We start from the raw sequence: 26,072 nt of genomic DNA on the forward strand, positions 1-26,072 counted from the left end.
GTGAACTCACAGTGTCGCCACGAACCGGTCCATCGTGCGCTCGGCGATCGCGGTGATGGTCAGAGACGGGTTGACCAGTCCGACGGCGCCGGGCATGAACGAACCGTCGGTGACGTAGAGATTCTCGTAGCCGTGGATCTTGCCGTTCTCGTCGGCGGCCTTGCCCATGACCACCCCGCCGAGACCGTGGAACGTGGCGGCCGAACCGAAGTCCGCCTCCCGCGGATACACCGGGATGCCGTTGGCCGGACGCCCGAAACGGGTTTCGGTGCGCTCGTGAAAGTGCCCGGCAAACGCCATCGCGCGCCGGTCGCCGGTGGACCGGCCGCCGGGGAACGGGTAGTCGAGAACCGTCTTGCCGGCCGCACGGTCGAACGTGATGGTGCCGCGGTCGGGGGTGTGGGTCTGCACCATGTGGGTGGTGGTGAACCCGCCGGCCACCTGCGGGAACGGCGTCGCCTGATAGATCATCGACACCGGACCGCCCGGAAGCCGGTCCTCGTACATGCGGGACAGACCCGGGCCGCCCTGGGCGTATCCGACGTCGTCCCGCAGCAGGGTCCGGATGATCAGGAAGTCGCCGTTGGAACCGAATCCGTCCCCGACGTGGGTGGACAGGTTCGGCAGGGTCCCGTTTGCCCGCGCGGTCACGAGCAGCGAGGTCGTGTGGAACGACCCCGCGGCCATGAACAGGTAATCGGCCTCGAATGTCGCGATGCTGACCGTGCGGTGTTGGTCATCGATGAGCCGGGCCTTGACCACGAACCCCTTCGCGCGTTCCCGCGGGCGGATCTCGAAGACCTCGTGCATCGGTCTGATGGTGACGTTGCCGGTGGCCTCGGCGGCCGGGAGGTAGTTGTGGTCGATGGAGTTCTTGGCACCGGAGTTCACACCGTACGGTCCGCCGCCGACGGACAGGGACGCCTTTGCCCTGCCGGCCAATTCGTCGCGGACGATGTCCCAGTCGACTGCGAAGTCCTGGGGGACTGGTTCGACGCCGTAGTCCTTCAGGGTCTTCGTCCACACCCGCGCACCGCGATATTGCGGGTGAGCCAGGATGTCGTCGGGCATGGGACCAACGCCGAGCATCATGCGCGCGGTCGGGTAGTGGTCCCGGATCAATTCGTCATAGCTCGCGACCGCGGGGAACACCATCTCGAAGTCGACTTTTCGCGGGGTGGGGGTGAACGCACCGAACGCCAGGGAGCCGCCACCGACCCCGGCGCCGTACACGGAGTCGATTCCGTTTCCGTGGATCGGTCGGTCGCGCTGTCGCGCGCCGGGACCCGGTCAGACATAACGCTTCTGCAGCTCGCGTTTGACGAGCTTGCCGGTGGGTGTGCGGGGCAGCGAGTCGACGAAGTCGACGGTTTTCGGCGCCTTGTAGTGGGCGAGCCGGGAGCGGACCAACGCGATCAGTTCATCGGCGAGCTCCTGGCTCCCGACGACGCCGGGTTCGACCTGGACACAGGCCTTCGCCACCTCACCGAGATCCGGGTCCGGGACGCCGATGATGCCGACGTCATAGACATCGGGGTGTCCGATGAGGATGTTCTCGGCTTCCTGCGGATAGATGTTGACGCCACCGGAGATGATCATGAAGGACTTGCGGTCGGTGAGGTAGAGGTAACCGTCGGCGTCGACATATCCGACGTCACCGCTGGTGGTCCAGGCGGGATGTTCGGGATGCTGTGCCTGTCGGGTCTTTTCGGGATCGTTGTGATACTGGAACGGGAGCTCGTCGCGTTCGAAGTACACGGTCCCGATCTCACCGGTGGGCAGTTCGGCACCGTCGTCACCGCAGATCCGGACGATCCCGAGCAGCGGTTTGCCCACCGATCCCGGATGCGCCAGCGAACCGGCGCTGTCGATGAATGTGGCGCCGGCACCCTCGGTGGACGCGTAGTACTCGTTGATGACCGGCCCCCACCACTCGATCATCGCTCGTTTGACCTCCGGGGGACAGGGCGCCGCGGCGTGGATGGCCGCCTTCATGCTGCTGACGTCGTACTTCGACCGAACGTCTTGGGGCAGTTTCAACATCCGGATGAACATCGTCGGGACCCATTGACTGTGCGTCACCCGGTATTCGGCGATCAGCTGCAATGCGGTTTCGGCATCGAACCGATCCATCAGTACGACGGTCCCGCCCAGTGAGTTCACCATGCCGCAATAGCGCAGGGGGGCAGCGTGATACAGCGGTGCCGGGCACAGGTACACCGAGTCCTGGTCGAAACCGTAGATGGCGGAGAAGACCGGCGTGTAAGGATCGAGGATCTCGTCGACCTGTCCGTCCTGCAGCGGGACCTTGATGCCCTTTGGACGGCCGGTGGTGCCGGATGAGTAGAGCATGTCCTGGCCGCGCGGCTGATCGTCGAGCGGCGCATCGGAAGCCTGGGCCACGATCGTGTCGTACGAATCGAATCCGGAAAGTTCACCGCCCCAGGCGATTCGGTGGGTCAGGGTGGCGACCTCGGCTGATCGGCTCACCGCATCGGCGACCTCAGGAGAAGCGAACAGCGCTACCGCAGCGCAGTCACCGAGGATGTAGTTGGTTTCCTCGGCGGTCAGATGATTGTTGATGGCGGTGACATACATGCCCGAACGCAGTGCGGCCCAATAGATCACGAGCATGCGGATGTCGTTGTTCGACACCATGGCCACGTTGTCACCGCGGCCCAGGCCGGCGTCCCGGAGGTAATGGGCCAGCTTCGTCGAAAGCCGATCGAGCTCGGCATAGGTGATCGATTCGCCGGTCGCGGGGCGCACGATGGCAAGCTTGCCCGGCGTACTGTCGACAAAATTTCCCGGGAACATCGGCGACCTCCGCGCTGGCGATCACGGCCCGGCCGGCCGCGATATGTTAGCCAGGACTATCACAGGAACGTCCGGTTACGCGGGCATTTCGGAGTCAGCCGAGGTCGACCGGCATCCATTACTGGGACCGGCGTACCGATTCTTCGACGAGGTCGAGCACCGCGTGCAGATCATCGGTGGCCGCACCTGATGCCAGACGGGTCGTGAGACCGTCGAGGATGAGGTCGAGGTAGGCGACCAGAACACTCGTGGGCAGATCATCGCGCAGGCGGCCGGCCGTACGCTGGCGCTCCAGACGCGCCAGCGTGGCCGACTCCAGTTCCGCCGAACGAGCTTTCCATTCGGTGCGGAACCCCGGGTCGGTACGCAGCTTTCGGGCTATCTCCAGCCGCGTACCGAGCCAGTCGAACTCCTCGGGACGGTTGAGCATGTCCCGCATGACCTGAACCAGGCCCTCATTGGCCGCGACATCTGCCATGCGTTCGGCATCTTCGTGGGCCAGGGCCAGGAACAGTGCCTCCTTGTCCCGGAAGTGGTGGAAAATCGCACCCCGCGACAGGTCGGTTGCCTCCTCGAGCCGACGCACGGTGGCGCCGTCGTAGCCGAACTCGGCAAAACAACGGCGCGCACCGTCGAGGATCTGTCGTCGCCGCGCTTCCAGATGGTCTTGACTGACCTTGGGCAACCGACTGCGTCCGCTCTAGCTCTTGAGCATGTTGCGCAGCACGTACTGCAGGATGCCGCCGTTACGGTAGTAATCCGCTTCACCCGGCGTGTCGATGCGCACCTTGGCGTCGAACTCGATGACCGAGCCGTCTTCCTTGGTGGCCGTGACCTTGATCGTCTTCGGCGTCCGGCCCTCGTTCAGCTCGGTGATACCGGTGAAGTCGAAGACCTCGGTGCCGTCCAGGCCCAGCGACGTGGCCGACTCACCCTCCGGGAACTGCAGCGGGATGACACCCATGCCGATCAGGTTCGAGCGGTGGATGCGCTCGAAGGACTCGGTGATGACCGCGCGGACACCGAGCAGGCTGGTGCCCTTGGCGGCCCAGTCACGCGAGCTGCCGGAACCGTACTCCTTGCCGCCCAGCACGACCAGCGGGATGCCGGCCTTCTGGTAGTTCTGCGAGGCGTCGTAGATGAACGACTGCGGGGCACCCTCGAGGGTGAAGTCGCGGGTGTAGCCACCCGAGACGCCGTCGAGGAGCTGGTTCTGCAGGCGGATGTTCGCGAACGTGCCGCGGATCATCACCTCGTGGTTGCCACGACGCGAACCGAGCGAGTTGTAGTCCTTGCGCTCCACACCGTGGGCGTCGAGGTACTGCGCCGCCGGGGTGCCGGGCTTGATCGGACCGGCCGGGCTGATGTGGTCGGTGGTGACCGAGTCGCCGAGCAGTGCGAGCACGCGAGCGCCCTTGATCTCGGTGACCGGTGACGGTTCGACCGCCATGCCGTCGAAGTACGGGGCCTTGCGGACGTAGGTCGAGTTCTCGTCCCACTCGAAGGTGGCACCTTCGGGAGTCGAGAGGTTCTGCCAGCGGTGATCGCCCGCGAAGATCGTCGCGTAGGACTTGCGGAACATGTCCTGGCTGATCGCCGACTGGATCGTCTCCTCGATCTCCTGGGTGGACGGCCAGATGTCCTTCAGGAAGACGGGGTTGCCCTCGGTGTCCTTGCCGAGCGCGTCGGTCTCGAAGTCGAAGTCCATGGTTCCGGCGAGACCGTAGGCGATCACGAGCGGCGGGGAGGCCAGGTAGTTCATCTTCACGTCGGGGGAGATGCGTCCCTCGAAGTTGCGGTTACCCGAGAGCACCGCGGTGACCGACAGGTCGTTGTCGTTGATCGCCTTGGAGATCGACTCGGGCAGCGGACCGGTGTTACCGATGCACGTGGTGCATCCGTAGCCACCGAGGTAGTAGCCGAGCTTCTCGAGGTACGGCCACAGGCCGGCCTTCTCGTAGTAGTCGGTGACGACCTGCGATCCGGGAGCCATGTTGGTCTTGACCCACGGCTTGGTCGACAGGCCCTTCTCGACCGCGTTACGGGCGAGCAGCGCTGCGCCGAGCATGACCGACGGGTTGGAGGTGTTGGTGCACGAGGTGATACCCGCAACCACCACGGCGCCGTGGTCGATGACGAACTCGCCGAGCTCGGGGTCGCTGATCTTGATCGGCTTGGAGGGGCGGCCCTTGCTGCCGTTGGCTGCAGATCGGCCTTCGTTGGCGCCGTCGTCGGCAAAACACAGCGTTGCCGGGTCGCTCGCCGGGAACGACTCCTCGACGGCCTCGTCGAGCTGGGTGTGCTCGGCGTCGTTGTTCTTCTCCACATACGTGTGGATGTCCTTGCGGAAGGCGTCCTTCGACTCGGACAGCAGGATGCGGTCCTGCGGGCGCTTCGGGCCGGCGATCGAGGGAACGACCGTGCTCAGGTCGAGTTCGATGTACTCGGAGAACACCGGCTCGCGCTCGGGATCGTGCCACATGCCCTGTTCTTTGGCATAGGCCTCGACCAGTGCGAGCTGCTCGTCGCTGCGGCCGGTCAGGCGCAGGTAGTTGACGGTCTCTTCGTCGATCGGGAAGATCGCGGCGGTGGAACCGAATTCCGGGCTCATGTTGCCCAGGGTTGCGCGGTTCGCGAGCGGGACCTCGGCGACGCCGGCGCCGTAGAACTCGACAAATTTGCCGACGACTCCGTGCTTGCGGAGCATCTCGGTGGCGGTGAGCACGACGTCGGTCGCGGTGACGCCGGGCTGGATCTCACCGGTCAGCTTGAAGCCGACAACACGCGGGATGAGCATCGAGACCGGCTGGCCGAGCATCGCGGCCTCTGCCTCGATGCCACCCACGCCCCAGCCGAGCACGCCGAGGCCGTTGACCATGGTGGTGTGCGAGTCAGTGCCGACGCAGGTGTCGGGGTAGGCCTGGCCGTTGCGGGTCATGACAGTCGGTGCCAGGTACTCGATGTTGACCTGGTGGACGATGCCCATGCCCGGGGGGACGACCTTGAAGTCGTCGAACGCGCCCTGGCCCCAACGCAGGAACTGGTAGCGCTCGCCGTTGCGCTGGTATTCGAGGTCGACGTTGCGCTCGAGGGCGTCGGCGCGACCGAACACGTCCAGGATCACCGAGTGGTCGATGACCATGTCGGCAGGCGAGAGCGGGTTGACCTTGGTGGCGTCGCCACCGAGGGCGGTGACGGCTTCACGCATGGTTGCGAGGTCGACGATGCAGGGGACGCCGGTGAAGTCCTGCATGATGACGCGGGCCGGGGTGAACTGGATCTCCGTGTCGGGCTCGGCGTTGGGATCCCAGTTCGCGATCGCGTTGATGTGATCTTTGGTGATGTTCGCCCCGTCTTCGGTGCGGAGCAGGTTCTCTGCGAGCACCTTGAGGGAGTAGGGGAGTTTTTCTGTTCCCTCGACCGCGTTGAGGCGGAAGATCTCGTAGGAGTTCTCACCGACGGTCAACGTGCCGCGGGCGCCAAATGTATCGATACTCATCGCTTACGTCAGCTCCAGTCTTGTTGTCTCACCGGCTGGGCAACGCCGGATCATTTCCCATGTCGGCGTCTTCACCGGCAGGAACGAATCGACGGGCTGCGCCGATCCGTGCTCCCTCCGATTCTAGCAGTACGAGCGTACTGGTAAACCGGCGGGGGGGACCTGGCGTATCTGAGTGGTGACGACACGCCAGGGGAATGCCGTACGCCGTCAATTGTGTCGTACTGTGCTGCCGTAGGTTGGACACAAGCTGAAGTCCCCGGAAACGACGGGGATTCGCCGTGGCCCCGAACGGAGACTGTAGGTAGATGGCACCGACGCCCAACTTGACGATCGTCCCGAGCGACGTCGACATCGCCGAGCTCTCGGCCGGGCTGGCCGACGAGGGTGTCGTCGCTCCGCCCGAGATGGCCCCGGCGATCCTGGCGGCCGTGGGTCAGGCCCGCGACAAGGGCTACGACATCCATTTTGTCGTCACCGACAAGATCTATCCGCGCATCACCTATTACCGGGACATCGCCACGGAGTTGCAATCCGAGACCGGCGGGACCGTCATTGTGCTGGGCGGCAATTATGTGGGCAGTTCCAGCGACGAGTTCAGCCGCGTCGAACTCGAGAATGCCACCGACAATCTGGCGATCGCGAATCCGCCGCAGGCCGCGCAACAGATGGTCGACCGGATGACCGATCAGACCGATGTGCCCTGGACCGTCGTGACGATGATTCTCGTCGCCATCGTCGCGGTCGGCGCGGTCATCGCCCGCAAGTTGCAGTTGCGCAAGGGAACTGACCCGCTGTCGACGGCCGGTGCTCCCGCGGACGCGGACACCTCGGCAACCGCCGACGCGGACGCACACAGACTCTGATCAACCGGCTCTGATCGCGTTTCCAGCGATAAATTCTGATTCACGCGACTGAACTACACAAATGTAATTCGCGCATGTCCAATTTGTTACCTTGCACATCCGTGGTGATCACAGGGTTTCTGCAGGTAATGACTGCGATGTAATTTGTGACTCATGTTTCCTTGGTTGTTTTTGTGACGTACGGTTCGTATGTCACCGATGGGGTTAATGGGGAAGTTGATCACCATCGTGGCGATGGCCGGGTGTGTTCCGCTGCTTCCGCAGCGATATCGGCGCACTTGTCAGATCTGCGAGGGAGTCAATTAGTGAGTCGAGGGAAGGCGTTACTGCCGCGAAAACGTGGCATTCGAGTGTCCTCGGTGACCGCATTACTGGCAGTAGTGACGGTCACCTGTGCACAGTTGGCCACGGGAACCGCGGTCGCCGCTCCGCCGAGCAGTGCGGAGCAGATCGCCACACTGATCAATTCGATCGCCGAGACGAACCAGACGATGGTCGATCTCGACGGCGAGGTCGCGGTCAAGCGGGAAGCCGTGAACAGGGCACTGGTCGATCTGCAGAATGCCCGGGAGTCCGAGCGGCTCGCCGGCGTCGCCGTCCGCGGTGCCCAGGAGGCCCTGAAAGAGTCCTCCGGCGCCATCGCCTTCGCGCAGAACGACTTCGATGCGTTCATTCGCGACCTGTACGCCATGGGCAACAGCCAGGGTTCGCTGCTCGGCTACCTCTCGGGTGACCCCGGCGCGCTGCTCGACCGCGCATCGGTCGTCGACCAGATCAGTCGCGATCAGCAGGCCACCATCGCCCGGCTGCAGCAGGCCCGCAACGAAGAGGCGAACCGCGCGGCCACCGCCAAGGCCACCGAGCAACAGGCCAAATTCGCAACGGCCTCGGCCGAGACCCGGCAGGCGGACGCACAAACCGCGATCGCCGCGGCCACCGAAGCGGTCAAGGCCGAATATGCGCGGCGCGCGAAGCTCGAGCAGGACCGCGCCGCCGCACAGGTCGAACTGGACAAGCTCCGCGGCCAGCCCGCAGCCCCGTATCCCGGCACGCCGACCGCGATCCTCCCGGACCAGCAGGCCGCCATCGAGCAGAAGGCACACGAAGACGCCCTCCGGGCCGCCGGTGAGGCCAGTGCCAGGCTGGCGCTGGACACCTCCCAGCAGGTCCTCGCCGCCATCATCGGCTCGATGACACCGCCGCACACCGACATCGGGACCCCGGCGCCGAGCGTGCCCACCCCGTCTGTGCCGCAGGTACCCACACCGACGGTCCCGACCACCCCCACGACACCGGTCGTGCCGGGCGCCTCCGGACCGGCGGCGGTCGAGATCGTCGTGAACCGCGCGCTCTCGCAACTCGGTGTCTCCTACTCATGGGGCGGCGGAAATGCGAACGGCCCGACACTCGGTATCCGGGACGGCGGCGTGGCCGATTCATATGGCGACTACAACAAGGTCGGATTCGACTGCTCGGGCCTGATGATCTACGCCTTCGCCGGCATCGGAATCTCCTTGCCGCACTACACCGGTTACCAGTACACGTCCGGCCCGCAGTTCCCGCTCTCGCAGATGCAGCGCGGCGACATGATCTTCTACGGCCCGAACGCCAGCCAGCACGTGGCGCTGTATCTGGGCGGCAACCAGATGGTCGAGGCCCCGCAGTCCGGTGACGTCGTGAAGATCTCGCCACTGCGCACCAGCGGTGCGATGCCCTATGTCGTGCGTCTGACCTGACACCGGCGGGGTCGTCCGGGTGCCTCCAGTACCCTCGGTTCAGTCAGGACAACGATCGATCAGAACCCCGGAGGGTTTCGGTGACCTCAGCGCAGGACGAGAGCAAGGTTTCAGTGGAGGAATTCAAGCTCACGCAGGCCGACGTCGCCTTGCTCGAAAAGGCCATGTTCGAGGTCAAGCGGGTCATCGTCGGGCAGGATCGGCTGGTCGAGCGGATCCTCGTCGGCCTGCTCGCGCGGGGGCACATCCTCCTCGAAGGTGTTCCGGGCGTGGCCAAGACGCTGGCCGTCGAGACCTACGCAACGGTGGTCGGTGGATCGTTCTCGCGGGTGCAGTTCACCCCTGACCTCGTTCCCACCGACCTCATCGGCACCCGGATCTACCGCCAGGGTCGCGAAGAGTTCGACACCGAGCTCGGACCCGTGGTGGCCAACTTCCTGCTGGCCGATGAGATCAACCGGGCGCCCGCCAAGGTGCAGTCTGCGCTACTCGAGGTGATGGCCGAACGGCACGTGTCGATCGGTGGCACCACGTACCCGATGCCCGATCCGTTCCTGGTGATGGCCACGCAGAACCCGATCGAGAACGAGGGCGTCTACCCGCTGCCCGAGGCCCAGCGAGATCGGTTCCTGTTCAAGGTCCTGGTCGACTATCCGGCGATCGAAGAAGAGCGCGAGATCGTCTACCGCATGGGCAACAAGCCACCCAAGGCCGCGCCGGTCCTCGATCCGCAGACCATGGTCCGCCTGCAGAACGTGGCGGCCAACGTCTTCGTCCACCATGCGCTCATCGACTATGTCGTGCGGGTCATCCACGCAACGCGGTTCCCGTCCGAGCTGGGTCTGAAGGACGTCGCCGGATGGTTGTCGTACGGTGCGTCGCCCCGCGCCACCCTGGGCATCATCGCCGCGGCCCGTGCCCTGGCGCTGGTGCGCGGACGTGACTATGTCATCCCGCAGGACGTCGTCGAGGTCATCCCGGACGTGTTGCGGCATCGTCTGGTCCTCAGCTATGACGCGCTCGCCGACGAGGTGGACGCCGACATGGTCATCACCCGCGTTCTCCAGACGATCGGGCTACCCCAGGTCAGCGCACAGCCGTTGAACACCGTGCCGTCCGCGCCCACGCAGGCGGGGCCGCAGCACCCGAACAATCAGCCCCACCAGCCCCCGCAGCAGCCGGTGGGCCGGCAACCCGGCTACCCGCAGCAGCAGGGTGCCTATCGGCAGCAGCCCAACCCGCTGAGCAAGCCGGCCGCAGCGCAGGGTGTCCCGGGACAGGGCAACCAGTCGCACTATGGCGGATAACAGCGCACTTCCGTCATTTGGCGCGGGCACGCTGGAAGATCCCAAATTGACGGCAGCACTGAAGACGCTGGAGATCGTTGTCCGCCGCAAGCTCGATGGCGTACTCCAGGGTGATCACCTCGGATTGATCCCGGGACCCGGCACCGAACCGGGGGAGGCCCGCCCGTATCAGCCGGGCGACGATGTCCGGCGGATGGACTGGTCGGTCACCGCGCGCACCACGCAGCCACACGTGCGGCAGATGGTCGCCGACCGCGAGCTGGAGACGTGGCTGGTGGTCGACATGTCCGCCAGTCTGGACTTCGGCACCGTCAACACCACCAAGCGTGATCTGGCGGTGGCCGCCTGCGCCGCCATCGCGCATCTGACACTCGGTGGCGGCAACCGGATGGGCGCCGTGGTCTGTACCGGCGACCAGGTGGTCCGGATCCCGGCCCGCAGCGGTCGTGCCCATGCCCTCGACACCCTCAAGACCATCGCCACCACCACGCGTTCGAGTGAGGGCGTGCGCGGCGACCTGCACGCCGGAATCGACGCCCTACGCCGGCCCGAACGTCGTCGGGGGCTGGCCGTGGTGGTCAGCGACTTCCTGGGCCCGATCGACTGGGATCGGCCGTTGCGTGCGATCTCCGGTCATCACGATGTCCTGGGAGTGGAGGTGCTCGATCCCCGCGACCTGGAACTGCCCGACGTCGGTGAGGTCGTCCTGCGCGACGCCGAATCGGGTCAGATCCGCGAGATCACCATCACCGACAAGGTCCGCGCCGATTTCGCCCGCGCCGCCGAAGACCATCGACAGCAGGTGCAGCGGACGCTCAGGCGTTGTGGCGCACCGACACTGGCATTGCGCACCGACCGTGACTGGATCGCCGATGTGGTCCGGTTCATCGCGCAGCGGCGCCGGGGGATGAACGCGGGGTCGACCCGATGAGCTGGTTCGATCTCGCGTCACCGTGGTGGTTGCTGGTCCTGCTCGCCGTCGCCGGCCTGATCGCCGGTTACATCTACATGCAGCGCAGGCGCCAGAGCCGGGCCCTGAAGTTCGCCAATCTGGATCTGCTCAACCGCGTGGCACCCAAGACGCAGAACCGGGCCCAGCACATCCCGATCGTGCTGATGGTCCTGGCGCTGGCGGTGCTGGTGGTGGCGATGGCCGGGCCACAGGCGGACCGCAAGGTGCCGCGGAACAAGGCGACGGTGATCCTGGTCATCGACGTCTCCCGGTCGATGGATGCCACCGACGTCTCGCCATCCCGACTCGAGGCGGCCCAGGAGGCGGGCAAGAAGTTCGCCGACGAACTCACCGAGGGCATCAACCTCGGCCTGATCTCCTACGCGGGCACGGCGACCACCTTGGTCTCACCGACCCCGAACCGCCAGGCCACCAAAGACGCCATCGACAAGCTCACGCTCGACGACAAGACCGCGACCGGCGAGGGCATCCTCGCCGCGATGACACAGATCAAGACCCTCAACGCCGTCCTCGGTGGCGAGGAGGGCGCACCGCCCGCCCAGATCGTGTTGCTGTCGGACGGCAAGGAGACCGTCCCCAGCGACCCCGATGACCCCCGGGGCGCATTCACCGCGGCCCGGAAGGCCAAAGAGGAGCGAATCCCGGTCAACACCATCTCGTTCGGTACCTCCACCGGAACCGTCGACCTCGAAGGCGACCGGATCCCGGTGCCGGTGGACGACGAATCCCTCCAGCGGATCGCGCAGTTGTCCGGCGGCAAGTTCTTCACCGCGTCGAGTCTCGATGAGCTCAACCAGGTGTACGAGAATCTGCAGAACCAGATCGGTTACGAGACCCAGCGCGGCGATGCGTCCCGGCCGTGGCTGATCGTCGGCACCTTGCTGGTGCTGGCGGCTGCGGTGAGCGCGGTAGCAATCAATCGGCGGCTCCCGTGACGGGGCCTGTTACACCTCGACAGTCCGCAAAGCGATAGGTTGACCGTCATGGCTGACAGCAAAACGAAGGTATCCCGCTCGGTTCTCGTCACCGGCGGCAACCGTGGAATCGGTTTGGCGATCGCGCAACGGCTCGCCGCGGATGGCCACAAGGTGGCCGTCACGCATCGTGGCTCAGGAGCCCCGGAAGGACTGTTCGGGGTCCAGTGCGACGTCACCGACAACGACTCGATCACCGCGGCGTTCAAGGCGGTCGAAGAGCATCAGGGACCGGTCGAGGTCCTGGTGTCCAACGCCGGTATCACCGACGACACCCTGCTCATGCGGATGACGGAGGAGCAGTTCGAAAAGGTCATCGACGCCAACCTCACCGGCTCGTTCCGGGTCTCCAAGGCAGCCTGCCGGTCGATGCTGCGCAAGCGCTGGGGCCGGTTCATCTTCCTCGGTTCCGCCGTCGCGATGATGGGAACGCCCGGCCAGATCAACTACGCCTCGTCCAAGGCCGGCGTGATCGGCATGGCGCGATCGCTGACCCGTGAACTCGGGTCGCGCTCGATCACCGCCAACGTCGTCGCACCCGGACTCATCGAGACCGACATGACCGACGAGTTGCCCGCCGAGTACAAGGAGCAGGCCGTCAAGCTGATCCCGGCGGCACGTATCGGGCAGCCCGAAGAGGTCGCCGCAGTTGTCAGCTGGCTCGCCTCCGACGACTCCTCTTACGTCTCCGGCGCGGTCATCCCCGTCGACGGTGGCCTCGGAATGGGTCACTGAGGCGCGGGTTCGCACCCGGCGTTTCATCAACATCCACCCACCACCGACACACGAAACCACCTCGAGGGAGCAGACATTGAGCGGAATACTCGATGGCAAGACAGTACTGATCACCGGAATCATCACTGATTCCTCGATCGCGTTCCACGCCGCCGCGATGGCGCAGGAACAGGGCGCACGCGTGATCATCACCGGATTCGACCGCCTGCGGTTGATCGACCGGATCGCTCAGCGTCTGCCGAAGGAAGTACCGCCGGCACTCGAGCTGGACATCACCAACGAGGAGCATCTCGGAACCCTCGCCGATCGCCTGAAGGAGATCGCGCCCGAGGGCATCGACGGTGTGCTGCATTCCATCGCGTTCGCACCCCGCACCCTGATGGGTCCGGAGGCGCTGCCGTTCCTCGAGGGACCGGGTCCGGATGCGGCGCAGTCGTTCCAGGTGTCGGCGTGGAGTTACGCGGCGCTGGCCCGCGCCGTGCTGCCCGCGATGAACGAGGGCGGCTCGATCGTCGGCATGGACTTCGATCCGCGGACGTCGATGCCGTACTACAACTGGATGGGCGTGGCGAAGGCCGCGCTGGAATCGGTGAACCGTTACGTGGCCCGGGAAGTCGGCGAGGCCAAGAGGATCCGGTCGAACCTGGTGGCTGCCGGACCGATCAAAACCCTTGCCGCCAAGGCTATTGCCGGCACCGCAACGGGTGACGCGCAAAAACTCAACCAGCTCAACGAATATTGGGATGGCGCCTCGCCGATCGGCTGGAACGTCGACGATCCCTCGGTGGTCGCCAAGTCGGTCTGCGCACTGCTCTCGGACTGGCTGCCCGGCACCACCGGCTCGATCGTCTACGTCGACGGTGGCGCGAGCCACAACACCTGGCTCCCCGAAGGCTTTGCGACGTAGTGAGCGCGACAACCGGTTTCGACGCCGTCCTGGTCTTGTCCTTCGGAGGACCGGACAAGCCGGACGACGTCCGGCCCTTCCTCGAGAACGTCACCCGGGGCCGTGGTGTGCCGCCGGAACGCCTCGATGAGGTCGCCGAGCACTATTACCACTTCGGTGGGGTGTCGCCCATCAACGCACTGAACAAGGCGATGATCGGCGCTGTCGAAACCGAGCTCGCCCGGGCCGGCATCGACCTGCCGGTTTATTTCGGAAACCGTAACTGGCACCCGATGGTCGAGGACACGCTGGCGCAGATCCATGCCGACGGGCACCGGCGGGTCCTGGTCTTCCCGACCTCTGCGTGGGGCGGGTACTCGGGTTGTCGCCAGTATGACGAGGACATCGCCCGGGCGCTGGGGTCACTCGGATCCGACGCTGCGGACATGTTCGTTCGCAAGCTGCCGCAATACTGGCAGCACCCGGCGATGACGGCGTCGTGGGCTGATTCGATTGCGGCCGCCAAAGCCCAACTGCCAGAAGAGCTTCGCGACGACGCCCGGCTGGTGTTCACGGCCCATTCGATACCGCTCTCGGCCGACCGGGCGGCCGGCCCACCCGCCGACGGTGGGCACCTGTACAGCCGCCAGGTGGCCGCGGCGTCCCGGCTGGCCGCGGAGGCCGCGGGCTTCGCCGAGTTCGATCAGGTGTGGCAATCGCGGTCGGGGCCGGCTCGCATCCCATGGCTCGAACCGGATATCTGCGATCACCTCGAGAGCGTCGCCGCCCGCGGCGTCCGCGCGGTCATCGTGTGCCCGATCGGTTTCGTCTCCGACCATCTCGAAGTCGTCTGGGATCTCGACAACGAGGGGCTGGACAAGGCGCAGGAACTGGGCCTGGGCTACGCCCGGGCGGCGACGGTGGGGACCGATCCGCGATTCATCGCGATGATCACCGAACTGATCGCCGAACAACGCACTGGCGACGTCGAGTTCAGGCTCGGCATGACGGACAACGGGGCACCCTGCGCCCGTGGGTGCTGCGAACCGGTCCGGCGTCCCACTTAGCCCTCCCACATAAGCCGTCCGGCGCGGCCGGCCTCAGACGTGGTTGCTGGACACCAATTCGTCGATGACGGCGTTGGTGGCACTCATCCTGGCGATCCGGACCGTGCGACCGAGCTCCCGCAGGGCGGTGTCACCGCTGTGCTGCTGGTCCGCGACGACCCCGAAGTCCGGCGCCGCAGCGCGGGCCACCGACAGGATGGCGGCCACGTGGGCGGCCTGTTCGAGGATCCGCTCGGCTCGTGGATTGACCCCGGGTGGCAGCTGCTGGGCGGCGAGCCGGGTCATCCGCGCAACGACGTCGCGCGGATCCGGACGTCCTTCCGCGGAGGCCGTCCGTGGCATCCGGAGCTCGGCCAGGATCTGCGTCGCCGACCGAATGCCTTCTCTGAGTTCGTATTCGACCTCACCGAGGGAATGAGTGATGGGGATTGCGGGGGCGCCGATCAGGGTGTGTACACCCCAGCCGACGGTGTAGCGGTCCAGCCGGCGGGGGATGAGCGCGAAACGTCCGGGTACCACCAGGAGTTCACCGGCGTCGAGCGCAGCGGTGGTGACCGGACCGCGCGGCGGCAGACCGAGCATGTCGCCGGGCGCGACCAGCAGCAGTGCCAGGCCGTGAGTGGACCCCTCGCGGATCAGGCGCAGGAGCGCGTCGCTCTCCTCGCCTTCCGGATTCAACGAAAGTTCTTGGGCGGCAGAATTATCCGCGGCGATCACCCGGTGGCGCGAACTCCATCCGGCGAGCACGTCGAGCAGGTCATCGGGGGAGCAGCGGCCTGACTGCCACGCCGCACCCCACGCACCGAGGGCACCTGCGATGCCCGCGGTGTCGTTCGGGTACTCAAGAACATTGTCGGTCATCACTGCCCTTCACTTCTCGCCTGCGTCTGGACCGATCTTACTGCCGGTGCCGCGGCCCGGCGTGGCAAGCACCGTGGCCCTGCGCCGGGCCCTAACGTGGTGTCGGTGAACAGCAATGGTTCTGATCGCTATGGTCGAGACGTCCTGTCGGGACCGCGGAAGAGCAACCGGCCGGTCGTTCCCGAGGTCGCTGCCGAGCGTGACCTCGTCGTCGAGGACGCGGCCAGCGGGTTCTGTGGTGCCGTGGTCGGCTTCGAACGCAGCTACGACGGCGAGTTCGTGCGGTTGGAGGACCGTCGCGGACTGACCCGGATCTTCGCGATGCGGCCCGCCGCGTTCCTGATCGACGGCAAACCGGTGACCTTGACCAAGCCGATTGTGAAGGCGCCCTCGGCACCGGCGCGGACCGCGTCCGGGTCGCGGACGGTGGCCCGGCAGCGTGCCCGGGTCGCCCGCGCGAGTCGGCTGTTCGTCGAAGGCGTTCACGATGCGGCGTTGATGGAGCGGATCTGGGGCGACGATCTGCGTGTCGAGGGCATCGTGGTCTCCAGTCTCGACGGGCTCGACAATCTCGACGAGGCGCTTGCCGAGTTCGAGCCCGGACCCACCCGCCGGGCCGGCGTCCTGGTGGACCATCTGGTGGCCGGATCGAAGGAATCCCGGCTCACCGAACGGGTCGGCGAACACGTCCTGGTCACCGGACATCCCTACATCGACGTCTGGGAAGCGGTGAAGCCCGCCGCGGTGGGGATCAAGGCCTGGCCGAAGATCCCACGGGGCACCGACTGGAAGACCGGTATCTGCCAGGAGTTGAACTGGGGAACACCGCAAGACGGCTGGCGGAAGGTGAATTCGTCCGTGTCGAGTTTCCGTGACATCGAGGTCCCGCTGATCCGGGCCGTCGAGGAACTGATCGATTTTGTGACCGCAGTCGAATAACGAGACAACCCGGGCCCGCTTTGCGTGGCACAGTGGATGTGTGAGCGCAGTCATCTGGCTCGTGGCCGGACTGATACTGGTCGGCGCTGAGGTACTCAGCGGCGACCTGATCCTGCTCATGCTCGCCGGCGGTGCCCTGACCGCGGCCGGGGTCAGCGCCGTCTTCGACACCCCACTATGGGTCGACGGCACCGTTTTCGCCCTGACGTCGTTGCTCTTGCTGTTCGCTGTCCGTCCGGTTGCCAAACGGCACATGTACAACCGGCCCCGACTAGCCACCAACACCGAAGGCCTGATCGGCCGTCACGGCGTGGTCGTTGCCGCCATCGACGGCGATTCCGGGCAGGTGAAGTTCGACGGAAGCGTGTGGTCGGCCCGGGCCGCGCATCCAGCTGACCGGTTTGCCGAAGGCGAATCGGTGACGGTTCTCGACATCGAAGGCGCCACCGCCGTGGTGTGGAAAGGATGAGCACCATGCTGGTCGGACTGGTGGTGATCGTGGTTCTGGTCTTGGTTGTGGCGGTGATCCTGGTGAAGTCGGTCGCGTTGATCCCGCAGGCCGAGGCGGCGGTGATCGAGAGACTGGGCCGGTACATCAAAACCACCTCCGGTCAGCTCACACTCCTGATTCCGTTTGTCGACCGCATCCGCGCCCGCATCGATTTGCGGGAGCGGGTGGTCTCATTCGCACCGCAGCCGGTCATCACCGAGGACAACCTCACTGTCAACATCGACACCGTCGTCTACTTCCAGGTCACCACCCCGCAGGCCGCGGTCTACGAGATCAACGACTACATCGTGGGAGTCGAACAGCTGGCCACGACCACGCTGCGCAACGTGGTCGGCGGGATGACCCTCGAAGAGACCCTGACCTCGCGTGAATACATCAACGCGCAGCTGCGCGGTGTGCTGGACGAGGCCACCGGTCGCTGGGGTCTGCGGGTGGCCCGAGTGGAGCTGAAATCGATCCTGCCGCCGCCCTCCATCCAGGAATCGATGGAAAAGCAGATGAAGGCCGACCGCGAGAAGCGCGCGACGATCCTCGCCGCCGAGGGCCAGCGCGAATCGGCGATCAAGACCGCCGAGGGCAACAAGCAGAGCCAGATCCTCTACGCGGAGGGCGCCAAGCAGGCGGCGATCCTCACTGCCGAAGGTGACCGGCAATCGCTCATCCTTCAGGCGCAGGGTGACCGCGCTGCGCAATACCTGCGCGCCCAGGGTGAGGCCAAGTCGATCGAAAAGGTCTTTGCCGCGATCAAGGCCGCCAAGCCCACGCCCGAACTTCTGGCCTACCAGTATCTGCAGCAACTCCCGGAGATGGCCAAGGGCGAAGCCAGCAAGGTATGGGTGGTCCCGACCGACTTCGGTTCGGCACTGCAGGGTTTTGCCAAATCGTTCGGGATCCGGTCCGATGACGGTGTCTTCCGCTACGAGGCCCCGGCCGACGACAGTCCGGCGCCGGTCGACGACTCCGACATCGCGGACTGGTTCGAGAAGGCCACCGATCCCGTGGTCGCGCAGGCGGTGGCCGCGGCCGAAGCAGTTGCCAGGACACCGATAGCCGATCAGCCTCCGCTCTCGGCCCGCCCGGTGGAACCCACACTCCCGGCCCCCGCTCAGTACCAGGCCCCGGCCGGCAGCGCGTCCGGGCCGGACAAACCTGGACAAGGCTGAGACATCCGCGGTGGCGGAAGTATGCAGGCGCGCTCAGTGCACCAGCAGGTAGGCCGCACCGGCGGTCGCCGCGGCCCAGAGGACCGAGGCCAGCGTCCCGATGATGAACTGTTCGGCCGCACCTGGTTCGCGTAGTTCGGGATAACGACCGAGCCCCTTGACCGCCAGCACGATGGCGATGGCCTCGGGCCATTGCAGACCCAGCGCCGCGACCACCACGATGCGTTCGAGATACCCGATGACGCGGCCACCACGGAGCGGGGTCGGTATCGGCGCCGGATCGGCGCCCGGGTTCGGGGGCCGAATGGGGGTGTCGAGTTGCCAGGGTTCGATTCCGCCCAGCAGCAGCCCGGCACGCACCATCAGGGTGCCGCCGGTGACCGCAGCGGCAACGGTGAGGCAATGGATCACCACCTCTCCGGCGCCCGCGGCCGGATCGGCGATCAGCCCGAGGATCGCCACAAGGCCGAGTACCGCCGGCGCGATCATCGCCGCGGCGATGTTCGTCCGGCGCCCATGGCCGAGGGGCAGCCGGCTGATGACCAGGGGCAGGACCGCGGTTGCTGCCAGCAACACGATCGCCGCGACGATCATGCGCGGGCGACTTCTAGTAGATGGGTGGCGAGCACGCGGGTGTCCTCCTCGATGTGCCAATCCGCGGCCTGAAGTCGTTGGGACATCGCCTGCGGTGAGATCCCGAGTGTGACAGCCGCCTCTGACTGGCTGCGGCCCAGGCGCATCTGCCGCACTGCTTCCCGTCCGGCCGCGCTCCGTCCGGCCGCGGTCCGAACGAGCAATCGGAGCGCGGTTTGCGCATGTCTGTCGGCTGCGGTCCCGGATCCGACCACACTGACGTGGTACCGCGTGTTCTTGGCGGAGGTCACGGCATCTCGGGCGCGTTCGAAGGCCTGACCGCGTCCGGCCCGGGTTTGTTCGGGCAGCGGTAGTTCGACGGCGCCGATCCCGACGCCGATGCTCCAGTGGCCATCGTCCGCCAGGATCGTGACCGCGTCGGCGACCGCCGCGGGATCGTCCAGGACCGCCTGGAATTCATCCCCGGCTGTGCGGTCGAAGGGCCGGACGGTCGGCACGTTGCCAAGTGCGGTCAGGGCAGCCGGGACCCGGTCCGGTTCGCTCCGGCTGCGTCGCTGATCGACGGTCAGTACATACATCGCTGCCTCCACGCACGTAGGCCGGACACCTCGATTGCTCATCAAGGATTGAACCTGGATAAGAGACTATCAAGTTAATGGGCTTGATAGAAAGCAATCAAGCTTTCCAGCTTGATGCCGGGGTGGTGGTGTCAGAGGTACCGGCACAGTCGGCGGCGGGTTGCGGTGCGGACTCGTCTTCGGCCGAGGCGTCGACACCCAGGCGCGCATCGAGGACCAGCCCGATCACCCCGGCACTGAACAGGCCGGCCGACAATGCCAGCGACCAGATCTCACCCTCGCCGGTGAGCGCGTCACCGAGCAGCACCACGGCCGCGGTTCCGGGCAGGACCCCGACCACGGTCGCGAGCAGGAAAGGCACGAACTTGATCGATGACAGCGCGGCGATGTAGTTGGTCACCGAGAACGGGCAGGCCGCAATAAGGCGTAATGACCCGACCGCGAGCCAGCCACGTCGTTCCATCCGCAACTCGACCGCCCTGGCGACCGGATGGTGGAGAAACGGCTGGATTCGGGCCCGGCCGAATCTGCGAACCAGGAAGAACGCGGCTATCGCCGCCACGGTGGTGGCCACCATCGCGCCGACGAAGCCGACAGCCGGTCCGAACAGCAACCCCGAGGCAACGGTGAACGCCGACCGCGGGATCGGGAAGATCACGATGATCGTGTAGCCGATGAAAAAGAACCAGACGAAGGTCGGGCCGAACGAATCCGCCCACTCCCGGAGTCGGGAAACCGATGGGATGGGCGCCAGGTAGGCGGCAAGCAGCACCGCAACCACCGCTATGAGTCCGATCACAGCTCGGGTCACCGCAGTCTGCCGGGTGACGCGACCATAGGTTTTCACGGGCTCAACCATACGGCCGACGGCCCGGCTCCCCGGTGTGCGCGACACCACTGCGATAGCACCCACCTCGACTTTTGGCGCGAGTGATCGATCGGATAGTGTCGATTCCACGTTCTGATGCGACCGAGATCACGACGTCACCAGCCGATCGAAGGGCTCACCCCGAATGCCGGATACCCATTCCGACCTCCAAGACCTGGAGGCCAGTTACCAGCGATGGTCCGACTCTGCCGCGCAGGTGCTGGCCAAGTCCAAGCGGATTGACGCCGCGGACCTGACCGAGCAACCCGAAGCGTTGCTGTCGACCATCACGCCGGACGAACTGGTCATCAAGCCGCTGTACACACGACGCGACGAGCTCGACGAGCCAGGCCTTCCGGGTTCGTACCCGTTCGTCCGCGGCAGCGACGCCACCCGCGATGTGAACATGGGTTGGCGCGTCACCGAACGCTTCGGAGATCCGACCGGAGAACCCCAGGATCCGAAGGCGCTCAATGCCGCGATCCTGGAGGCACTCGACAACGGCGTGAGCGGTCTGTGGTTGGCGGTCGGCGAGCATGCGATCGCCCCCGAGCAACTGGCGGCAGTCCTGGACGGGGTGTTCCTCGACCTCGTCCCCGTCACCGTCGACGCTGGCGCACACGGCATCGACGCGGCCCGCGCTCTTCAGGGGCTGCTGCCCGACACCGCGTCGCTGAGCACGGTCGCCTCCTACGGCTTGGCGCCACTGACCGCGGCCCTGTCCGGCCGGCCGACCGTCGAGCTCGCGGATGCGATCACGGTGGCCACGGAATCCGGCGCCGGTGTCCGGGCCATCCGTGTCGACGGCACCGACTTCGCACTCGGCGGCGCCACCGACGTCCAAGAGCTGGCCTTTGTGATCGCCGCGGGCGTCGAGTACCTGCGCGAGCTCGCCGCCGCCGGCCTGTCGACCGAGAAAGCGCTTGCGCAGTTGAGCTTTGCGCTCTCGGCCACCGACGATCAGTTCGGCACGATGGCCAAGTTCCGGGCGATCCGGCGACTGTGGGGCCGCGTGGCGCAGGTCAGCGGCGCACCGTCGGCGGGCGCAGCGCTCACCCACGGCGTCACCGCATTGGGCATGATGAGTCAGCGCGATCCCTGGGTGAACATGCTGCGCGTCACCACCGCGGCATTCGGTGCCGGAGTCGGTGGCGCCGACCAGATCACGGTGCTGCCGTTCGACGCGGCGCTGGCGCCCGCCGATCGCACCACCAACCCGAGCTTCTCGCGCCGCATGGCCCGCAACACGCAGTTGCTGCTGCTCGAAGAGTCCAACGTCGCCAAGGTCATCGACCCCGCGGGTGGCTCCTGGTTCGTCGAGTCGTTGACCGACAACCTGGCCGTCGCGGCCTGGGCGCTGTTCCAGGAGATCGAGGGCAAGGGCGGTTACCGTCAGGCGTTGGCCGACGGCTGGATCGGCGAGCAGATCGCCAAGTCGGTCGAGGCCCGCGACAATGCGGTGGCACACCGCACCACCGCGCTCACCGGTATCAACGAGTTCCCGAACCTGGGGGAGAAGCCGCTCGGTACCGCAGGTGCGGCCGATGTCGCCGACCTGCCCGCCTCCGCGCCCAACCTGATCCGGATCGCGCGGCCGTTCGAGCGTCTGCGCGATCGATCCGATGCCTACCTCGCCGCTCACGGCCGTCGTCCCACGGCGATCATGCTGCCGCTGGGCTCGGTGGCCGAACACAACGGACGCACCACGTTCGTTGCCAACCTGCTGGCCGCCGGGGGTATCGAAGCCGTCAATCCCGGTCCGCTGGACGGTGATTCGGTGGCCGCTGCGATCTCGGCGGCGGGCAACCCCGCAGTCGCCGTACTGTGTGCGGCAAATCCTCGCTACGCGACCGATGGTGCCGCCGCCCTGTCGGCTGCCCGTGCCGCCGGTGTCGAGACCGTGCTGCTGGCCGGTCCACCCAAGGCCTGGGCCGACGACGCCGATACCCCGGATGGATTCCTGCAGATCGGTATCGACGCCATCACCACGTTGACCGGACTGTTCGACAAGATCGAGGCGCAGAACCAATGACCAGTACACAGAAGAAGATCGCGAGTTTTGCGGACGTGCCGCTGACGGATGCGGCAGCGACGACCGGCGACAGCGAGAAGCTGATCTCCGATCTGGCTCAGGCACACGGGTATTCGACCGAGCAGGTCACCTGGAGCACACCGGAGCAGATCGATGTGAAGCCGATCTTCACCCGCGCCGACCGTGACGCGGTGACCAAGGACGGCGAGCACCCGTACCCGCTCGACACCGTGCCGGGGTCGGTCCCGTTCCTGCGCGGTCCGTACCCGACGATGTACGTCAACCAGCCGTGGACGATTCGGCAGTACGCCGGCTTCTCCACCGCGGCCGAGTCCAACGCTTTCTACCGTCGCAACCTCGCGGCCGGCCAGAAAGGTCTGTCGGTGGCATTCGACCTGGCCACCCACCGCGGCTACGACTCCGACCATCCCCGGGTGGCCGGTGACGTCGGTATGGCCGGTGTGGCAATCGATTCCATCCTCGACATGCGTCAGCTGTTCGACGGTATCGATCTGGGCAACGTGTCGGTCTCGATGACGATGAACGGTGCAGTGCTGCCGATTCTCGCGCTGTACGTGGTTGCCGCCGAGGAGCAGGGTGTGCCTCCGGAGAAGCTCGCCGGGACCATCCAGAACGACATCCTCAAAGAGTTCATGGTCCGCAACACCTACATCTATCCGCCGAAGCCGTCGATGCGGATCATCTCGAACATCTTCGAGTACACCAGCCTCAAGATGCCGAAGTTCAACTCGATCTCGATCTCCGGCTACCACATCCAAGAGGCCGGTGCCACAGCCGATCTCGAGTTGGCGTACACCCTCGCCGACGGCATCGAGTACCTGCGGGCCGGCGTCGACGTCGGTCTGGACATCGACAAGTTCGCACCGCGGCTCTCGTTCTTCTGGGCCATCGGCATGAACTTCTTCATGGAGGTCGCGAAGCTCCGTGCGGCGCGGCTCATCTGGAGTGAGCTCGTTGCCAAGTTCGACGCCAAGAACCCGAAATCGTTGTCGCTGCGTACACATTCGCAGACCTCGGGATGGTCGCTGACCGCACAGGATCCGTTCAACAACGTTGCGCGTACCTGCATCGAGGCGATGGCCGCGACCCAGGGTCACACCCAGTCGCTGCACACCAACGCCCTCGACGAGGCGCTGGCACTGCCCACCGATTTCTCGGCCCGGATCGCCCGCAACACCCAGCTGCTCCTGCAGCAGGAGTCGGGCACCACCCGGCCGATCGACCCGTGGGCCGGATCCAACTACGTCGAGTGGCTGACCCACGAACTGGCCAACAAGGCGCGGGCGCACATCGCCGAGGTCGAAGAGGCCGGCGGCATGGCGCAGGCCATCAACGAGGGCATCCCGAAGCTGCGGATCGAAGAGGCCGCGGCGCGTACGCAGGCCCGGATCGACTCCGGCCAGCAGCCGGTGATCGGCATCAACAAGTACCAGGTCGACGAGGACCAGGAGATCGAGGTCCTCAAGGTCGAGAACTCGAAGGTCCGCGGCGAGCAGATCGAGAAGCTCGAAAGGCTTCGCGCCAACCGCGATCCGGCTGCGGTCGAGGCCGCATTGGCCAACCTGACCCGGGCCGCGGCCTCCGATGAAGGCGGTTTGGACAACAACCTGCTGGCGTTGGCGATCGAGGCGGCCCGCCATCAGGCGACCGTCGGCGAGATCTCCGAGGCACTGGAGAAGGTCTACGGTCGCCATCAGGCAGAAATCCGCACCATCAGCGGTGTGTACCGACACGAGGCCGGGACTGTGCAGAACATCGACGACGCCATCGAGCTGGTCAACAAGTTCGCCGAAGCAGAAGGTCGGCGCCCGCGTGTGCTGGTCGCGAAGATGGGCCAGGACGGCCACGATCGCGGACAGAAGGTGATCGCGACCGCCTTTGCCGACCTCGGCTTCGACGTCGACGTCGGTCCGCTGTTCCAGACCCCCGATGAGGTGGCGCTGCAGGCCTCGGACAACGACGTGCATGTCGTCGGTGTGTCGTCGTTGGCAGCAGGTCACCTCACCCTGGTGCCCGCACTGCGCGATGCCCTCGCGAAGGTCGGGCGCAGCGACATCATGATCGTGGTCGGCGGGGTCATCCCGCCCGGCGACTTCGATGAGCTGTACGAGGCCGGCGCGGCCGCGATCTTCCCGCCGGGAACGGTCATCGCCGACTCCGCGGTGGAGCTGATCAAGAAGCTGGCCACCGAGTTGGGGCATGAGCTGACTTCGTGAGTGTGAGACAAGCACATGCCTAGACCCCCATTGGATCTGGCTGCGCTGGCCGATGCCGTCCGCGCCGACAAACGACCTGATCTGGCGCGAGCCATCACCCTGGTCGAGTCGACGCGGGCGGATCACCGCGCCCAGGCACAGGAATTGCTGTTGTCCCTGGGTACCGACTCGGGCAAGTCCTACCGGGTCGGTATCACCGGCGTGCCCGGCGTCGGCAAATCGACAACCATCGAAGCGCTCGGCATGTACCTGATCGAGCAGGGCCACAAGGTTGCCGTGCTGGCCGTCGATCCGTCGTCGACCCGCACCGGGGGTTCGATCCTCGGTGACAAGACCCGGATGGGTCAGCTGTCGGTGCATCCGAACGCCTACATCCGGCCCTCGCCGACCTCGGGCACGCTCGGCGGTGTCGCGAAGGCGACCCGCGAGACGATCGTGCTGCTCGAAGCTGCCGGTTTCGATGTGGTGCTGGTCGAGACCGTGGGTGTCGGACAGTCCGAGGTGACGGTCGCGGGCATGGTCGACGTGTTCTGCTTCCTGACACTCGCGCGCACCGGGGATTCGTTGCAGGGCATCAAAAAAGGTGTCCTGGAGCTGGCCGACATCGTGATCGTGAACAAGGCCGACGGCAAGTACCTGAACGAGGCCAAGAACGCGGCTCGCGAACTGCAGGGCGCGCTGCGCCTGCTGACGCCGCACGAGGCGATCTGGCGTCCGCCGGTGCTGACGATGAGCGCCATGGAGGGGACCGGCGTCGCCGAGTTCTGGCAGACCGTGCTCAAGCACAAGGAAGTCCTCAGTGCGGCAGGAGAATTCGAGGCCCGCCGCAACCGTCAGCAGGTCGAGTGGATGTGGGCGATGGTGACCGATCAGCTCCTGCGCCGGCTCGACGCCGATCCCGAGGTTCGGGCGATCCGTCACCGCGTCGAAGACGAGGTGCGTTCCGGCACGCTCACCCCGGCGCTGGCCGCGGCGGCGATCGTCGAGGCCTTCGACAGCTAACGGTCCGCTTCGTAGGCCACCAGGCCCGCGACCACGACGTCATAGCCTGCGCAGACCGGGGGATACCAACCTGGCAGCTTCGACGAACGGTCTTGGGTGTGCAGATAGTCGAATCCGGCATGGGCGATCCATCCCGCTGCGGCAACCGTGCGGGCCGGGCCCGCCGGAAGCAGTGCGGCGCCGGTGGCGATCGCACCGGCAGCGGCCAGTGCGATGACCTCGCGCCGCACGGCGCCCGGATCCGCACCACGCCACGAACGTGTGAGCGGATAGACGGCCGCGACCACCGGTAAACCTGCGCCGATGACAACGGTGCGGGCTCGGGGTGAGAGGCGATCGCCGATGGCCAGGTTCACGCTGGTGGCCAGAGCCGCACCTGTCCCGATGGCCAACAGTTCTTTCGAAATATCTGTCACAGATGGCATTG

The 26,072-nt window shown here is 66.0% G+C and carries 22 protein-coding genes and 1 pseudogene; 14 read left to right on the forward strand and 9 right to left on the reverse strand.

Features of this window, described 5'->3' with window-relative positions; genetic code table 11:
* Positions 1–6: 6 nt before the first annotated feature.
* The 4 genes and pseudogenes from AC51GT_RS06520 to AC51GT_RS06535 form a co-directional block, all read right to left on the reverse strand.
* Positions 7–1,290, reverse strand: a pseudogene (locus tag AC51GT_RS06520) (GMC oxidoreductase); the annotation flags it as partial.
* Positions 1,291–2,817, reverse strand: coding sequence for an AMP-binding protein (locus AC51GT_RS06525; RefSeq protein WP_496328234.1), 1,527 nt, complete (start codon positions 2,815–2,817; stop codon positions 1,291–1,293). It abuts the pseudogene before it with no gap.
* 118 nt (positions 2,818–2,935) lie between these two features.
* On the reverse strand, positions 2,936–3,502 hold the full coding sequence (locus AC51GT_RS06530; protein ID WP_496328235.1) for a TetR/AcrR family transcriptional regulator: 567 nt from the start codon (positions 3,500–3,502) through the stop codon (positions 2,936–2,938).
* Positions 3,503–3,517: 15 nt separating this feature from the next.
* Positions 3,518–6,316, reverse strand: coding sequence for an aconitate hydratase (locus AC51GT_RS06535; RefSeq protein ID WP_496328236.1), 2,799 nt, complete (start codon positions 6,314–6,316; stop codon positions 3,518–3,520).
* A gap of 308 nt (positions 6,317–6,624) precedes the next feature.
* Here AC51GT_RS06535 and AC51GT_RS06540 point away from each other — a divergent pair, with 308 nt between their 5' ends.
* The 8 genes from AC51GT_RS06540 (at position 6,625) to AC51GT_RS06575 (ending at position 14,860) form a co-directional block, all read left to right on the forward strand.
* Positions 6,625–7,182: an Rv1476 family membrane protein gene (locus AC51GT_RS06540; RefSeq protein ID WP_496328237.1), complete on the forward strand. Its 558-nt coding sequence runs from the start codon at positions 6,625–6,627 to the stop codon at positions 7,180–7,182.
* A 359-nt stretch (positions 7,183–7,541) separates the two neighbouring features.
* Positions 7,542–8,918, forward strand: coding sequence for an NlpC/P60 family protein (locus AC51GT_RS06545; RefSeq protein ID WP_496328238.1), 1,377 nt, complete (start codon positions 7,542–7,544; stop codon positions 8,916–8,918).
* A 164-nt stretch (positions 8,919–9,082) separates the two neighbouring features.
* Positions 9,083–10,225: an AAA family ATPase gene (locus AC51GT_RS06550; RefSeq protein WP_496328482.1), complete on the forward strand. Its 1,143-nt coding sequence runs from the start codon at positions 9,083–9,085 to the stop codon at positions 10,223–10,225.
* Positions 10,215–11,156 carry a DUF58 domain-containing protein gene (locus AC51GT_RS06555; protein WP_496325484.1) on the forward strand — a complete coding sequence of 314 codons (942 nt, stop codon included), beginning with the start codon at positions 10,215–10,217 and terminating at the stop codon, positions 11,154–11,156. The genes AC51GT_RS06550 and AC51GT_RS06555 overlap by 11 nt, the downstream gene beginning before the upstream one ends.
* Positions 11,153–12,133, forward strand: a complete 981-nt coding sequence (locus tag AC51GT_RS06560) for a VWA domain-containing protein (RefSeq protein ID WP_496325485.1) — start codon at positions 11,153–11,155, stop codon at positions 12,131–12,133. Before AC51GT_RS06555 ends, AC51GT_RS06560 begins: the two co-directional genes overlap by 4 nt.
* A 48-nt stretch (positions 12,134–12,181) precedes the next feature.
* Entirely contained in the window at positions 12,182–12,907 is a 726-nt protein-coding gene (fabG1, locus tag AC51GT_RS06565) for a 3-oxoacyl-ACP reductase FabG1 (RefSeq protein WP_496325486.1), read from the forward strand.
* A 76-nt stretch (positions 12,908–12,983) separates the two neighbouring features.
* Positions 12,984–13,814 (forward strand): NADH-dependent enoyl-ACP reductase InhA, encoded by an 831-nt coding sequence (inhA, locus tag AC51GT_RS06570; RefSeq protein ID WP_496325487.1) that lies wholly within the window; start codon positions 12,984–12,986, stop codon positions 13,812–13,814.
* A complete protein-coding gene (locus AC51GT_RS06575) occupies positions 13,814–14,860 on the forward strand; it encodes a ferrochelatase (RefSeq protein WP_496328239.1) in 1,047 nt (348 codons plus the stop codon). The genes inhA and AC51GT_RS06575 overlap by 1 nt, the downstream gene beginning before the upstream one ends.
* Before the next feature lie 33 nt (positions 14,861–14,893).
* On the opposite strand, the gene AC51GT_RS06580 is transcribed toward AC51GT_RS06575, so the two are convergent.
* Positions 14,894–15,721 carry an Rv1486c family protein gene (locus AC51GT_RS06580; protein WP_496328240.1) on the reverse strand — a complete coding sequence of 276 codons (828 nt, stop codon included), beginning with the start codon at positions 15,719–15,721 and terminating at the stop codon, positions 14,894–14,896.
* A 99-nt stretch (positions 15,722–15,820) separates the two neighbouring features.
* Between AC51GT_RS06580 and AC51GT_RS06585 the strand changes: the two genes are divergently transcribed.
* From AC51GT_RS06585 to AC51GT_RS06595, 3 genes are read left to right on the forward strand one after another with little or no spacing between them, the layout of a single operon-like run.
* On the forward strand, positions 15,821–16,660 hold the full coding sequence (locus AC51GT_RS06585; protein WP_496328241.1) for a DUF3097 domain-containing protein: 840 nt from the start codon (positions 15,821–15,823) through the stop codon (positions 16,658–16,660).
* A 40-nt stretch (positions 16,661–16,700) separates the two neighbouring features.
* Positions 16,701–17,129 (forward strand): NfeD family protein, encoded by a 429-nt coding sequence (locus AC51GT_RS06590; RefSeq protein ID WP_496328242.1) that lies wholly within the window; start codon positions 16,701–16,703, stop codon positions 17,127–17,129.
* A complete protein-coding gene (locus AC51GT_RS06595) occupies positions 17,126–18,334 on the forward strand; it encodes an SPFH domain-containing protein (RefSeq protein WP_496325492.1) in 1,209 nt (402 codons plus the stop codon). Before AC51GT_RS06590 ends, AC51GT_RS06595 begins: the two co-directional genes overlap by 4 nt.
* A 33-nt stretch (positions 18,335–18,367) precedes the next feature.
* On the opposite strand, the gene AC51GT_RS06600 is transcribed toward AC51GT_RS06595, so the two are convergent.
* From AC51GT_RS06600 to AC51GT_RS06610, 3 genes are all read right to left on the reverse strand, one after another.
* Positions 18,368–18,928, reverse strand: coding sequence for a hypothetical protein (locus AC51GT_RS06600; RefSeq protein WP_496325493.1), 561 nt, complete (start codon positions 18,926–18,928; stop codon positions 18,368–18,370).
* Complete coding sequence (locus AC51GT_RS06605) at positions 18,925–19,506, reverse strand: hypothetical protein (RefSeq protein ID WP_496328243.1); 582 nt, start codon at positions 19,504–19,506, stop codon at positions 18,925–18,927. The genes AC51GT_RS06600 and AC51GT_RS06605 overlap by 4 nt, the downstream gene beginning before the upstream one ends.
* Positions 19,507–19,603: 97 nt before the next feature.
* The gene (locus tag AC51GT_RS06610) at positions 19,604–20,353 is read right to left on the reverse strand and encodes a TVP38/TMEM64 family protein (RefSeq protein WP_496328244.1); all 750 of its coding nucleotides are present in this window, start codon (positions 20,351–20,353) and stop codon (positions 19,604–19,606) included.
* A gap of 166 nt (positions 20,354–20,519) precedes the next feature.
* Here AC51GT_RS06610 and AC51GT_RS06615 point away from each other — a divergent pair, with 166 nt between their 5' ends.
* From AC51GT_RS06615 to meaB, 3 genes are read left to right on the forward strand one after another with little or no spacing between them, the layout of a single operon-like run.
* On the forward strand, positions 20,520–22,406 hold the full coding sequence (locus AC51GT_RS06615) for a methylmalonyl-CoA mutase family protein (RefSeq protein WP_496325496.1): 1,887 nt from the start codon (positions 20,520–20,522) through the stop codon (positions 22,404–22,406).
* The gene (gene scpA, locus AC51GT_RS06620) at positions 22,403–24,643 is read left to right on the forward strand and encodes a methylmalonyl-CoA mutase (RefSeq protein ID WP_496328245.1); all 2,241 of its coding nucleotides are present in this window, start codon (positions 22,403–22,405) and stop codon (positions 24,641–24,643) included. Before AC51GT_RS06615 ends, scpA begins: the two co-directional genes overlap by 4 nt.
* Positions 24,644–24,658: 15 nt before the next feature.
* Positions 24,659–25,645, forward strand: a complete 987-nt coding sequence (gene meaB / locus AC51GT_RS06625; protein WP_496328246.1) for a methylmalonyl Co-A mutase-associated GTPase MeaB — start codon at positions 24,659–24,661, stop codon at positions 25,643–25,645.
* On the opposite strand, the gene AC51GT_RS06630 is transcribed toward meaB, so the two are convergent.
* Positions 25,642–26,070: a hypothetical protein gene (locus AC51GT_RS06630; protein WP_496325499.1), complete on the reverse strand. Its 429-nt coding sequence runs from the start codon at positions 26,068–26,070 to the stop codon at positions 25,642–25,644. The genes meaB and AC51GT_RS06630 overlap by 4 nt on opposite strands.
* Between the last annotated feature and the right edge of the window lie 2 nt (positions 26,071–26,072).

It is taken from the genome of Williamsia sp. z34 (genome assembly GCF_059553395.1).